The organism is Ruegeria sp. BG3 (assembly GCF_056538485.1).
In genome coordinates this window covers 125,558-138,634 of the sequence record NZ_JBQFTE010000005.1, presented here as the reverse complement: position 1 = coordinate 138,634, position 13,077 = coordinate 125,558, and the positions used below count along the sequence as shown (strand labels likewise).

The following is a 13,077-nucleotide window of genomic DNA, read 5'->3' as shown; positions in this document are numbered from 1 at the left end:
AATACTTCACTACCAGCAGCGATTGAACCAGATTGAAGCGAATGTCTTCTATTGGGGCAGTTTCGTTCCGGCGACCCAGAACTCATTCCGCCTCGATTGGACACTCGCAGCCAAGAAATCTACGAATAGTCTGACCCGGGCCGTGTTCTTCAAGTCGCGATGTAGCAGTAACCAGATGCTTCTGTAGGGCATGGGTTTCTGAAACGGTGCTCTGATCAGGCTAGGGTGCCGGTCTCCCAGATTGCACGCAAGGTAAGCCATGCCAAGCCCGGATGCAGCCAGCGTTATCAATGGGACAAGTTCAGATACTCGGTGTTTAAGCGTGGCTTTTGGGTAGCAGCTGTCCTTAACCCAGTTCGCCGTAGTCGCCTCTTCTGGCTCATGCCAGCCAATTAGGTGGAGCCCCTCGCCACCGTTATCGGTGACCCGATCAGCATATTCTCGTGTGCAATAGGCAGCCTGCGACATTTGCACGAGCTTTCGGCCCACGACATCCTCCGTCACCTCACTCGCAACTCGGAGCGATACGTCCGCTTCCCGTCGCGTCAAATCACGAACGTCATTTGTGAAGTTCATGTTCAGGGTGATGTTTGGGTAGAGATCGGCGAAGGTGGTGAAATCATCCATCAGAGATGTCATTGCCAGACCATGGGGCAATGTGATGTAGACCGTGCCAGAAGGTTGAGCATCGCGGCCGACAATCATTCGAGACGCCGCTGTCATTTCCGCCTCAACGCGTTCGGCGTGAGGCACTAGGTCTTCCCCAAGTTGGGTCAGCGCCATGCCTTGCTTTGAGCGATCAAAGAGGCGGCTTCCGACGCGTTCCTCCAAAACCGATAGCCTCCGGGTCAGGGTCGTATGGTTGACCTGAATGCTATCGGCGCCGCCCCGCAATGTCCCAGTTCTTGCAACAGCAAGAAAATACTTCAAATCATCCCAGTTGAGAGAGTGGCTTTCCTTGATCGACATGAGCTTTGTGTTTCATTTTTGAAGCAGCGTGTCCAGAAATACCTATCTACAGATCAATTTTCGAGCGGAATACAATGGGCTAATCAAACTCAAGGACTATAACCGATGAACCATATACAATCTGTGTTGATCACCGGCGCAAATGCCGGATTGGGTCGCGAGGCAGCCCGGCAGCTTGCGCTTCAGAAAGGTATATCCCAAGTCTATCTGGCTTGCCGTAACCCAATCAAAGCGGAAGCCGCAAAATCAGCGCTGGAACGTGAGACCGGGCGCAAGATCTTTGAAGTTGTCCTGATGGACGTGACCAGCCCGGCTTCGGTCCGCGCCGCTGTGGCCGAACTTTCCACCCCGATTGACGCTATAATCCTGAATGCGGGTGGAACGGGCGGGCAGAACCCAAACGGCCTCACTAGCGATGGCGTGACCAACATTTTCGCAACAAACGTTCTGGGCCACGTGGTGTTGGTAGACGCGTTGCTCGAGCGTCAGTTGGTGACATCCACAATTCTATACGCTGGGTCCGAGGCTGCTCGTGGTATTCCCAAAATGGGTATGCACCGCCCCGACCTGTCCGATGGAACCGTCCAGGAATTCCAATCAATCGCCGACGGAAGCAAGTTCGGACCAAAAGGCGACCCGATGCAGACCTATGGCTATGCCAAGCTCACCGCGACACTGTGGATGGGGGCGATGGCGCGTCATCACCCCCATATTCGCTTTGTCACCATGAGCCCGGGAGGCACCACAGGAACTGCTGGCTTCGACGACCTGCCACTCATGAAACGCATTGTCTTCAAACATGTGGGAGGAGTGTTGATGCCCCTTTTCGGCATGATGCACAGCGTTGAAGCCGGAGCAAAACGGTATCTGGACGGGTTGCTGAACCCGGAATTCAAGACCGGCCACTTTTACGCCAGTCAATCCGGTTACCCCACTGGGCCAGTCGTAGATCAAGCTGGCATTGATGGAGCCCTGTCAGACATCACCACTCAAGACAACGCGAACCAAGCATTGCGCCAGTTTGCCTGAATCAAAGGAGAAACAAAGTGGAAACCACACTGAACATTCTCGTCATCCTCGCAACCCTCATGCTATCGGGTCTCGGCATCATGTCGATGTTTGCGCCCCGGCGCATGGTAGTCAATTTTGCTATCGAGCCGGTGGGAACCGCCGGACTCAGTACGATCCGCTCGGTGATTGGCGGGCTTTTTCTGGCGTCTGTGGCTTTGCTAGTGATCGGTCTGACCACCGGGCAAATACTGGGCTATGTGGCTGTTGCGATCCTGATGGCTGTCGTAGTTGCCGGACGCATTGTCGGAATTCTTGCGGATGGGTTTGACAAAGCAGTTTTGCCACCATTGGTCGCTGAACTAGTGATCATCGGAGTGTTGGTCACCGCGTACTACGACCTTGCCGCGTAGCCGGGTTTGCTTCAATCAGACGGTGGCGAAGTTGGAATAGTCGCCGTCCGATCAACCAAGCACCGACTCTATGAGTTGGCATTCTCGAGATATCCGCTTTTCGGACCTCCGTCGGGCGTACAACCTCGCTCATGCAGCGAATGTCTTCTTTGACAGGCCGCGCAGCAGCAGCGGGAATGTGAGGTGGATGTCCGGTAAGGGCCACTTTTTTCGGCGGTGTGCGAAATCGGTTGCCGCAGACTTCGCAAAGAAGTCTTGTGACCCCTACCTGGCGGATCATACGTTTTTAGGCTGTGGCGCTGATTTTTTGCGAACCGACGACAAAAAAATGCGCAAGCGAAAGCCACGATCTGTTGCGGTTAAAGAGCTCGGAAATCCGCCCAGCAGGTGGCCTGTCTTTCTCTTTTGTTATTAGTCAATACAGCCGCTGCGGCTAGACTTGTACTTAGCGGCACGCCCAATTTACCGCGCAGATCGGGATCGCCAAAGCAAAGACGGCGTCGAAAAACCCGCCTATATCGATCTGACCCTCGCCACCTATGTTGAACACACTAGCGCTGCGGCCATCAAGAGCCCGATGTCTTGAAGAGTTGTGTTTTTTGGATCGACAACACCCGTGATCCTACCAAAGGCCATTGAGCCTCCCCAACTGAACTGCTCCACCGTTGTATTTAGGAAACGGAGGACCACGAATGGCAAACAAAAGACCGAAGCCCGAAGAGATCGTCTCGAAGTTACGGCAGGTTGAAGTTCTGATGGGGCAAGGCATGTCCCGTCTTGATGCAATCAGGCAGATCGGTGTTGCCGAGCAAACCTATTGTCGCTGGCGCAAGAAGTACGGCGGAATGGGTGTAGATCAGTTGAAAGAACTGAAGCGGCTTCAGAAAGAGAACGAGCGGTTGAGACGCGCGGTTTCAGATCTGACGTTGGACAAACTGATCCTTACGGAGGCGGCCAAGGGAAACTAGTGAGCCCCGCTCGTCGTCGCGCCTACATCAGCCATGTACGCAACCGGCTGAACGTTTCCGAGAAGGGCCCTGGCTTTCGTGGTCGGCACGGGGCACGCAAGACGGCACCATCCCAGCGCAGTCGTTCTACATTCGTGATGAAAGCAACAAGTCCACTTTCGTCTTCTCGACCGGTGTTGTGATGGACATCCACAACATGAAAACAGGTTGGCAAAAGTCGGCCGGCATCCAGGGTGTTGCACCCGATTGGAAGTGGAACGCAAGCGTTTCGCAGATGATGCCTCAGCCCGGCGATGACTACAAAAAGGGCTTTGAAATTCGGTGCGCTGTTGGCGATGGCGCCACGGCCACTTGGCAGCAGGCGGGTGCTGCTGTATGGGGTGCCCTGACGGCTCTAGTTCCGCAATTGCAGCAGGGTCAAGAAAGCAAACTACCGTTGGTACAGATAACCGGTGCAAAGCCGGTGCAGTTCAAGCGAGGTAGCACTGTAGAGCCCATTCGAACCGTAGCGCAGTGGGTCGATCGTCCGGATTGCTCGAAAGAGGGCGCAGCAGCTGGTATCGCATCTGAGGCCGCGCCACAGCCTGCTCAACAGCCGGCACCGGCACCGCAGCCTGCCGCACAGGCCGCAGTACCGGCTTACGTGTCGTTCTAATCCCTCAAAACAACGCGTCTCGGCCCAAAAGGGCCGGGGCCAACAAAGCATGAATTGCAGGGGCGCGGAAAGTGGTGGCAGTGACAATTACAACGCCGGAAGAACAATAAATTCGCCGTGACTTGAGTACATGGTCGCGCGTTGGGGCGAACTTCCTGAAGCCGCTGTCTTTCAAGTGAGTGCATTCAAGGAAGGCGCCTCACCTCAGATTTCGAAGTATTCACCTGATTGGATTGATGAAGCCGTCGATTGGATCATTGATCTGAACGAGATGGGCTACAACATCTACGTCGTTTGAAATCCAATCCGTCAGGACGTCCGCCAGATTTGTTTTCCGATTGTACTCTAGTATCTTTCATCGATGCCGAAATCAGTACTTCGATCAATGCGTCGCCACAGTCAAATCCTGACCTTCCGGAAAGTTCCGCGCACAGGGTTGGCGCGGCATTGGATACGCGGAGGCACCAGTGGCAGCAGGTGCCTTCAGTATCACTTCTTTAGAGTGGGTCGCTAGCGTGGGTCTGTTTTCGGTCATTTGTTGTCTTCGGGTTCAGGGTTTCTGTTGAAGCTTCTCGACGAAAGAATCTCTTCATCTTGGCTCTTTCAAATGACCTGCCTCTGCCTTTCATGCTTTCCAAAGTGATTGTTCTGGGCGCCCCAATCAAAGCGCACGATGCTACAAAAGGTGACTTCATAGTCTTTCCTCCGTTTGTACTGGTGCGAAACAGTTAATCCAAAGACATTTGAGCCGCATGACCTGCCGGTTAAGGAAGCTTAATTGTCTAGGTCTGAACGGGTATTGGGCAACGCTCTCTAGAGATCGCTGAACGGTGAAATCGCGGACGAGTCTTACAATAGCGCTCATGGCGCGACAGTAGTATTAATGCCTGGATGGCATTCAACCAGCCGCCATAGTCGGGGCTAATGTAGGTGATGAACTGGAGTGAGTGTCGGCTACGCGGACTTTGCTGCCGTTGAGGCTGAGTGAGTTAGCTCTATTCCACAAAGTGTGTTTCGCGCAATCTACGCATGGGAGAACTAACCCTCCATGCTGGTTCCAACTCGTTGCCCCAACAAGACCAATACCAAATTTGCCAACTATGCAAATCGACACGCTCTGAAAGAGACGAAAGAAACGCGCTCCAATCTGAAATGGCTGAAAGCTCGAAGTTTGAGTCTTCAAATGCTTGAATGATCATATCTGTCGTCAAAATCGGTGAAGCTTCTTTGCGACCCGGTAGGTATTGGCGTAAGCCGTGACGGACGCCTCAATGGGGTCGGCATAGCCGCCGCCGATTGCCATCGAGACCGGGATGCCGCGGCCTTTGCAGGCGTTCAGTACCGCCTGATCGCGTTGGATAAGGCCATCATGGGTCAGCGCCAGCCGCCCTAGCTTGTCTTCTGCCAGCGGATCAACGCCTGCCTGGTATAGAATGAGGTCGGGGCGAAATTCGAACACAGCCGGCAAGTGATCGGCTTAGGTGCGAAGGTAATCCTCGTCGCCGGTGCCATCCGGCAGGGCAACATCGAGATCCGCTGGAAACTTTCGGAACGGAAAATTCTTTTCGCCGTGCATCGAAAAGACGAAGACCGATGGGTTGGTAGCGAAAATGGCGGCGCTGCCATCGCCCTGATGGACATCAAGATCGATGATCGCGACCCTTTTGACTATGCCAGCCGCGAGCAGGTGGAGCGCCGCGACGGCCTGATCGTTGTAGACGCAATAGCCAGATCCAAAAGTCGGATGGGCGTGGTGCGTGCCGCCAGCGAGCTGCCCCGAGATGCCGTACTCCAGAGCTGTCTCGGCAGCAGCAATTGCGCCACCGGCCGTGGCGCGAACCCGCCTTACAAGCTCCGGACTCCACGGGAAGCCAATCCGTTTCATGGCTTTTTCTTCCAGTTCTCCGTTTTCAAACTGCGCGACAAAATCGACGGCGTGCGCGCGCAGTATTGATTCATCGCTGGCGGGCAAAGACTCCGCCAACTGCGCTTCCTGAAGAATACTGTCCTTCAGCAGTAGCGTGTGGAGCATTTTGTACTTGCCCTTCGGAAACCGATGTCCGGAAGGCAGACTAAGGGAAGATCTGTGAGGAGAGTAAAATCTCATGGTTTGGGTGAAGAGAAACTCAGGCAATTCGCCAAAGCATAGCTGAACTCGTTACTGGTCTGCAACTTCGGCCGCTGATAGCTTTGCGTTTCAAATGGTGGGCGAATGCAAGGGAAAGCTAGAGTTGAAATCTAATGCGAATGTCTGTTTTGCGGGACAAAGTCGACGTTCGCTGCGTCGCAGCATCAAGGGTCGACCTTTCCTGCCAGCTACCTAACAATCCCTCAAATATTGCTTCTTTCCGAGAACTTGAATAGCAAACCCAACGGGCGGCTAAGCCTTGGCGTGGCAGCTACGACTCTATCCGCAACTCTGGCATATAGGCGGGTTTGAGGTGAAGTTCCTTCTATCAACAGTCAAAGTTGCGTTTGCGACTGCATTGCTACCTTGTGCTTCTTACTCGCAAGTCAGTGAAGAGGTCTCCAGTGTTCTGGAAAACATGGGAATGGTCGATGTTCGTCTTGAAGACTGTATTTTGGAATACTCCCGTCACATCAAGCCGACTGATAGAAGTAGTGGATTCTACTTTACGACCAAGTTGCTAAACCTGAACTCTTTCAATCGTTTCGATGGGTCAGAAATAGAAGAAATCAATGCTCAAGGCCGAAAGCTTTTTGCTTTTAGGGTTCTACTCGATGATTGGTACATAGAGGAATACAAGGAGGTTGAAGATTTAGCAGTCTCAATAAACAGGAGGCTCAACGGTCAAGTTTGGCCGTTCACACATCCGTATTATCAGTCTGAATCTGTTCCTTGGCTGAGCGAATTTATAGTTGATTCTGGCGTCATGAACCTCGGCTTAAACATGAGATTGGATAGATCAAACTATGGAGAAGTTATATTCTTCTATGCAAACATTAATTTCAATGACGACGACAAAGATACGCTGATTGACTTGAAGGAAAGCATCAGCAGTTATGCTGAGTCACATGGCTGCCAAAATAACTAAGAACAGTAGAACTGGTGGTTCAGATTTGAGAGCCTCGCAGGTTGCTCTCGTAAGACGGAAAAATAGATTTATGATGAAATCGCTTATTGTTAGCAAACATACGCGTGAGGTACAGCATCCGGAACTTTGGGCTCAGAGCGGTCATCTGACAACTTCAGTCAGCATTCAAAGGGTACCCAGTGTGCCAGAGGTCGGCTCTGCAGACTTTGCGGACAATCGCATTTTTTCTCCAAAGGACCGCAATCAGCCCAAACCGGACTTACAAAACAAGGCTTTACAATATCAGCTTTCGCAAAACCTGGCATTCGACAATCACTATTCAAGAACCTGTTCTCTTTACTAAGGCCTCCTGTAAGTGCCTTGTGAATGCGCGAGCTGAAGGCTTCGTGTGACGACCACCCGCCAGCAACGCATTCACCTCAACGTTTCCGATTTTCCAATCAGGCAACAATTGGACGAGAGTCCCTGCTTCCAACTCATTCCTGCAACTCCAGTAGGAGGTGCTTACAACACCCAAACCTGCGACCGCCGCAGTCGTCGTGCTTTCATTGACGGAAATCATCAACTGGCCTTCGACACGAATGGACTGAACCTTACCGGCCTTCTCAAAACTCCAACCGGCCTTTCCGACGCTAGATGGACCGAGGATAACTTGGTGGTCCACCAAATCAGAGGGCTGTTTCGGGGTGCCCGTTTTTGCCAGATATGAAGGTGCGGCAACAACGACCCTAGGTGTCGTACCCAATTTGCGGGCGACCATTGTTGAATCTTCAAGCTGACCAAATCGGATGGCGACGTCGATAGCCTCATCAATCAAGTCCTGCATCGAATCCGTCAGAACAAGATCCACTTTCAACTGAGGGTGTTGTTCTAAGAACGGAGGCAAAGCGGGTATGATTTCCCGTTGCGCAAAACTCGCTGCTGACCCAACTCGCAAACGACCACGCAGCTCGCCAGTGCCCCTGACGAAGTGATTGGCCTCCTCAATGTCCGAGAGGATCCGCTCAATGCGAGTCAAATATTCTTCCCCGGCTTCCGTCAGTCGAACGGCATGGGTGGAGCGCACAAAAAGCTGAACCCCAAGGTCTTTCTCAAGATTGGAAATTATGCGGGATACCGACGGCTGAGACTTGCCAGTTTCTTTGCCCGCAGCGGTAAAGCTACCGGTGCGCGCAACTCGTGCGAACAAACGGAGAGTGGAGAAGTTATCGGACATTTGCTTTTCGAATAACTGTTAGACTTTTTAACAGGCTACCGTCCGACTTTCTTATGAGCAACATTTGAACGCAACAGCAAGCTCACCCAGAAGGTCACATTCGGAAACTGTGGCTAAGAAGGTTTTTCGAAAAGGATCATTTGACATGGCAAACTCACCAATGAGCAGACGGCATTTTCTTACCACTTCGCTGGCCGGGACGACGCTTGCATTGGCGTCGCGAGCCATTGCAGCAACCCGCATCAATTTGGGTGAAAAGCAGATCTTTGCCCTGTCCGATGGTCACTTCGACATGCCTGCAAGCATGTTTCTGGGCACGCCTGAAAGCCTGAAAGCGCGGATTGGCGATCCCGCCCGGATCGCCGCCAACACCTACGCATATCGGATTGGGAACCGTACCATCTTGTTCGACGCTGGCGCTGGCACTAGCGACTTCATCACCAAAGCCTTCCCGACAGTGGGCGAGCTTCCCGACGAGCTCGGCTCAGTTGGTGTCTTTGCCGAAGATGTAACCGACATCGTGATCACGCATATGCACCCGGATCACGCTGGTGGTCTTGCCATCAGTGATCGGATGGCGTTTCCGAACGCTCAGATCCACATCGCGGCTGCTGAATGGAACTTCTGGAATGCGAGCGGTTTTGCAACCGGCGCACCGGAACCGATGCGGCCTATGGTAAAGAATGTTCAATCGCTTTCGAATATCATCGAAAGCAATGTTTCCCTCCATAGTGGATCGGCCGACTTGGGCGATGGCGTGAGTGTTCTGCCCGCGCCGGGTCACACCCCTGGACATACTGCTATCGTCCTTGATGGCGGTCGCGAACAATTCGTTGCTGTTGGTGACCTCACGGTCCACGAAGACGTTCATTTTGCCAATCCGAACTTCGGGTGGGCTTTGGACGTTGATGGTGAGCAGGCCGTGGCTACGCGGATCACCATGCTCGACATGATCAGCACCGATGGTCTGATCATGGGCGCCGCCCATATCACCAAGCCCGGCCTAGGCCGCGTGGAGCGCAAAGGCTCCGGGTTCCGCTTCCTTCCTCTTTAACCGCACTCTTTCAAGGAAAAACAAATGACGACGTATTCCCAGCACACCGTGGACACAGCACCCGAAGGTTCAAAGCCTATCCTCTCAGCGATCAAGGGCAAAGTGGGCTTTATTCCAAACCTGATGGCGACAATGGCGGAATCCCCCGTTCTGGTTGAAAGCTACATGACCATGATGGGTATTTTCGAGAAGACTGATCTGACGCCAACCGAACGCGAGATCATTCTGATGACAAACAATCGCCTGAATGGCTGCACCTATTGTATGGCTGCGCACACAGCCGTGTCGAAGATGGCCGCTGTGGACGACAGTGTCATCGAGGCGCTGCGTGCAGGCACGCCAATATCGGACCCAAAGCTCGAGGCGCTGCGCAGCTTCGCTGAGATCATCAACGAGACACGCGGGTGGGCCAGCGATGCGCAAGTCAATGCACTGATCGAAGCCGGCTATTCAAAGCAGACCGTTCTGGAAGTCATCGCCGGAACCGCCCTCAAGGTTTTATCAAACTACACGACCCACATCGTGAACCCACCGCTCGACAGAGCTTTCGAACCGATGGCGTGGACTCCTAAAGCCGACGTGGTGGCGGAGTAGTTCAGAGTAAGACTTGCGTCCCGTAGTTTCCAACTGCCTGTAGTCAGGCGAGCATGCAAACGCCGCGCTTTTGGCGCGGTTTTTTTTGTGCGACCGAGTTCGCCGAACAAGCAAGGCATAATCCCATTCATTCATTTTGTGGATAACCGTTACACGAAATGGGCGGCTACCACCTCTCTCTCAACTGGCCAATTATTGAAACAGGCGGCAGGAAAACCCCTAAGCCAGCCAGAGAACGCAACTTACGAAGTGGAACACAACATGACCCTCCAGAACCAACTCGACGATTTCAAAGCACAGTTCAAAACAATGGCCCCTGAAGGCGCCTTCGAAGCTTTTGCCCGTTCGACCCAAGAGTTGATTGACAGCGGCCAAGCTGAACGCGCCCTGAAAGCTGGTGACGCGGTGCCCGACTTCGTTCTGACGGATTCAGACCGCAACAATGTCGCGTTGAAAGATCTGCTGGCCAATGGGCCGGTCGTTCTGACCTTTTATCGCGGCGTTTGGTGCCCTTACTGCAACATCGAACTAAAAGCCCTTGAGGCCGTTGCCGAGGACATCCGCTCACGTGGCGCAACCCTGGTCGCAATCTCGATGCAGGGCGCGGCGGACAGCCGGAAGTCTCAGAAGGACAATGAACTGAGCTTCCCGATCCTCACGGACAAAAACGGCGAATTGGCTGAAAAGCTGGGTATTCGCTGGACGCTGCAAGACTACGTCATTCCGGTTCACGACGGTTTTGGCGTCCACCTGCCGCGCATCCACGGAGACGGTCAGTGGAACCTTCCGATGCCCGCACGGTACGTCATCGATACGGATAGCAAAATCGTCTACGCGGAAGTGAACCCTGACTATACCCGTCGCCCTGAGCCCGCGGACCTGTTCCCTGTTCTCAACAGCCTGGCAGCAACAGCCACTGCCTGATTTGGTCGCGCGCCTCGCATTGAGGCGCACGCCGTTCGACTTAATCCACGCGAGAAAACACTTGCTCAAGCACCGCTGCTTGCAACTCGATTAGGACCTTGAAAGGAATAAGAAAATGAAGGGTAAACTCATACTCCCCTATATCATGTCGAACCTGCTCTCGGGCGTTGGTTCGGCCGTTATGTTCTACCTGTCTGGCTTCGATCCGATCTGGATCGGTACATTCTTTGCCACGTTCACCATGCCATTCTTCCTGATGGTGCTTGCCGGTGCGTTGGGAATTTCCCGGACATCCAAGAACCTGCCTGTCATTCAAATCATCAACCTGGCCGCAGTGGCGTGGGTGATCTACAAAATCAGTGCGCGCGGGGGTTTCGCAGCCACCAGCGAATACGTGGCCGTGGGTCTGGCGTTGTACGGTGCCATCACCATGCAATGGTACATCCACATCTTCTCGAACTATGGCCGCAAGCCGAGCGCGGCCATCGTGAAAGGCAAGGCGTTGCCCGAACTACGGCTGCAACGCCTGGACGAGACCACCACGACGTCTGCGTCCTTTGTCGGCGAAAAGACCCTGCTGGTGTTCTTCCGTGCAAATTGGTGCCCCTTTTGCATGAACCAGCTCAAAGAAGTCAAAGCGAAGGCGGATCAACTGGCAAAGGCAGGCGTGCAAGTAAAGTTCATCTCAAATCAGGGCATCGAAAACTCAAAGAAGCTCGCCAAAAACCTGGACCTTCCGGCGCAGTACGAAATCCTGCAAGACAATGATCTGGCCGCTGCCAAAGCACTGGGTATCGAAGATATGGGTGGCGCTCCGTCTGGTATGCCGGGCTACCCTTCCGACACAGTCAAGGCGACTGTCACTGCACTGGATGAAGACGGAACGGTGATCTTTGGAGACGAGACGGACAATTACCGCATTCGCCCTCATCCCGATGCGTTCCTACATGTCTTCGAACCGCGAGGCAGCGTCCGCGCATTCTCAGCAGCGTAAGAAATGCTACGACCCATCACTTAGTGCCGCGTATCACAGCGCGGCACTTCAAGGGTCGTCGGCTCAACTTTGCAAAGTCCGCTTTCTGCGCATTGCCGTCGTTAGCGCGGGCCGCAGCACCCGGTAACTTTGGGCTCTTAGCAGACATCTGCGCCAGTTTGCCGATGGGACACGATTTTCATGGCCATTTTCCTGCGGGATCCGATTTCTCGCGCTCACCAGATCGAACAATTTGCTTTTCATCTGAATTGTAGGGCTTCAACAGTTTAAACGCGTCCTCCGCACTGCCATCCATCCATTGTTCATAGTCCTCCGGCTTGAGGATGACCGGCATTCTCTGCGGGTGTAGGTTATGCCTTGCAACGCTAAGGGGAATCCATAGTAGTCTTACAGCGGATTTGGATCACGAGGCATTACAGGAAATGAAAAGCGAAAAGCGGCAGCCTAGTAAGCTATCGGCTCTGCATCAGATCATTGATAGTGGAATACCAGTTAAAAGCATCGTCGACGTTGGTATTCACCACGCGACATCAGAATTGATGAAATCTTTCCCAACTCAGAAACACTATCTATTTGAGCCGGTGTCCGAGCACTTCGAGCAAATCAATGCGAACTATACCGCTGCCGGTATCAACTACGAATTGAACCCTGTCGCGGTGTCCGACCGCGATGGTGTTGTTGATTTGGAACTGACCTCTATCACTAGCGACGCGGCTGTTACCCATTCTAATATTGTAACGGGTTCCAGCCCGACCGGAGCAGTCCGGCAGGTCCCGACTGTTAAGTTAGATACGTTTGTTTCAGAAAACAAAGTGTCTGCACCCTACCTTATGAAGATTGACGTGGATGGGGCAGAAGACCTTGTTCTGGCGGGCGCACGTAGGGCCTTGGAGCAGTGTTCGATACTAATCGTTGAGGCTGCTCGCGACAAAATACCCGAACGTATCGCGACAGTGACGGCAGCGGGTTTTGAGATGCTGGACATCGTGGATATCTGCTACAATAGGGGGTATCTGTGGCAAGTCGACCTTGTGTTTATCAATCCGTCTTTTGCGACAGAGGGTTTCGCTTCTGCATTTGCAGGGCCGGAGACAATGGATGATTGGCGATCCCTTAAGTTGCAGCGTCCACCCCTTATCGAACGCGGGCTACGCAAACTCAAGAATAAGCTAAAGAACCGTTGACGTCTCGGGCACGAAACTAAGGTAAGAAGACTCCTCTCTGAC

Annotated in this window: 13 protein-coding genes and 2 pseudogenes; 11 read left to right on the top strand and 4 right to left on the bottom strand. The window is 53.2% G+C overall.

Annotated features, from left to right (window positions below):
* Window positions 1-48 precede the first annotated feature (48 nt).
* Window positions 49-969 (bottom strand): LysR family transcriptional regulator, encoded by a 921-nt coding sequence (locus ACR0AI_RS09705; protein WP_480673602.1) that lies wholly within the window; start codon window positions 967-969, stop codon window positions 49-51.
* Window positions 970-1,074: 105 nt separating this feature from the next.
* Here ACR0AI_RS09705 and ACR0AI_RS09700 point away from each other — a divergent pair, with 105 nt between their 5' ends.
* From ACR0AI_RS09700 to ACR0AI_RS09680, 5 genes and pseudogenes are all read left to right on the top strand, one after another.
* Window positions 1,075-1,998, top strand: coding sequence for an SDR family NAD(P)-dependent oxidoreductase (locus tag ACR0AI_RS09700; protein WP_480673604.1), 924 nt, complete (start codon window positions 1,075-1,077; stop codon window positions 1,996-1,998).
* 17 nt (window positions 1,999-2,015) lie between these two features.
* Window positions 2,016-2,390: a DUF4345 family protein gene (locus ACR0AI_RS09695; protein WP_480673606.1), complete on the top strand. Its 375-nt coding sequence runs from the start codon at window positions 2,016-2,018 to the stop codon at window positions 2,388-2,390.
* A gap of 692 nt (window positions 2,391-3,082) precedes the next feature.
* Window positions 3,083-3,423, top strand: a pseudogene (locus tag ACR0AI_RS09690) (transposase); the annotation flags it as partial.
* 131 nt (window positions 3,424-3,554) lie between these two features.
* On the top strand, window positions 3,555-4,013 hold the full coding sequence (locus tag ACR0AI_RS09685) for a hypothetical protein (protein ID WP_480673608.1): 459 nt from the start codon (window positions 3,555-3,557) through the stop codon (window positions 4,011-4,013).
* 130 nt (window positions 4,014-4,143) lie between these two features.
* Window positions 4,144-4,311: a hypothetical protein gene (locus tag ACR0AI_RS09680; protein WP_480701306.1), complete on the top strand. Its 168-nt coding sequence runs from the start codon at window positions 4,144-4,146 to the stop codon at window positions 4,309-4,311.
* 909 nt (window positions 4,312-5,220) lie between these two features.
* Here ACR0AI_RS09680 and ACR0AI_RS09675 read toward each other — a convergent pair.
* Window positions 5,221-6,120, bottom strand: a pseudogene (locus tag ACR0AI_RS09675) (histone deacetylase family protein).
* Between the two features lie 334 nt (window positions 6,121-6,454).
* On the opposite strand from ACR0AI_RS09675, the gene ACR0AI_RS09670 reads away from it, so the two are divergent.
* Complete coding sequence (locus ACR0AI_RS09670; protein WP_480673612.1) at window positions 6,455-7,069, top strand: hypothetical protein; 615 nt, start codon at window positions 6,455-6,457, stop codon at window positions 7,067-7,069.
* Between the two features lie 319 nt (window positions 7,070-7,388).
* On the opposite strand, the gene ACR0AI_RS09665 is transcribed toward ACR0AI_RS09670, so the two are convergent.
* Window positions 7,389-8,285: a LysR substrate-binding domain-containing protein gene (locus ACR0AI_RS09665; protein ID WP_480673614.1), complete on the bottom strand. Its 897-nt coding sequence runs from the start codon at window positions 8,283-8,285 to the stop codon at window positions 7,389-7,391.
* 145 nt (window positions 8,286-8,430) lie between these two features.
* Here ACR0AI_RS09665 and ACR0AI_RS09660 point away from each other — a divergent pair, with 145 nt between their 5' ends.
* From ACR0AI_RS09660 to ACR0AI_RS09645, 4 genes are all read left to right on the top strand, one after another.
* The gene (locus tag ACR0AI_RS09660) at window positions 8,431-9,339 is read left to right on the top strand and encodes an MBL fold metallo-hydrolase (protein ID WP_480701304.1); all 909 of its coding nucleotides are present in this window, start codon (window positions 8,431-8,433) and stop codon (window positions 9,337-9,339) included.
* 24 nt (window positions 9,340-9,363) lie between these two features.
* Window positions 9,364-9,933, top strand: coding sequence for a carboxymuconolactone decarboxylase family protein (locus tag ACR0AI_RS09655; protein ID WP_480673618.1), 570 nt, complete (start codon window positions 9,364-9,366; stop codon window positions 9,931-9,933).
* Window positions 9,934-10,194: 261 nt separating this feature from the next.
* Window positions 10,195-10,857 (top strand): peroxiredoxin-like family protein, encoded by a 663-nt coding sequence (locus ACR0AI_RS09650; protein ID WP_480673620.1) that lies wholly within the window; start codon window positions 10,195-10,197, stop codon window positions 10,855-10,857.
* A 115-nt stretch (window positions 10,858-10,972) separates the two neighbouring features.
* Window positions 10,973-11,851: a peroxiredoxin family protein gene (locus ACR0AI_RS09645; RefSeq protein ID WP_480673622.1), complete on the top strand. Its 879-nt coding sequence runs from the start codon at window positions 10,973-10,975 to the stop codon at window positions 11,849-11,851.
* A 178-nt stretch (window positions 11,852-12,029) separates the two neighbouring features.
* Here the strand turns inward: ACR0AI_RS09645 and ACR0AI_RS09640 are convergent, their stop codons facing one another.
* Window positions 12,030-12,227: an SOS response-associated peptidase family protein gene (locus ACR0AI_RS09640; protein WP_480673816.1), complete on the bottom strand. Its 198-nt coding sequence runs from the start codon at window positions 12,225-12,227 to the stop codon at window positions 12,030-12,032.
* Between the two features lie 46 nt (window positions 12,228-12,273).
* Here ACR0AI_RS09640 and ACR0AI_RS09635 point away from each other — a divergent pair, with 46 nt between their 5' ends.
* Complete coding sequence (locus ACR0AI_RS09635; protein ID WP_480673624.1) at window positions 12,274-13,035, top strand: FkbM family methyltransferase; 762 nt, start codon at window positions 12,274-12,276, stop codon at window positions 13,033-13,035.
* The last annotated feature ends 42 nt before the right edge of the window (window positions 13,036-13,077 follow it).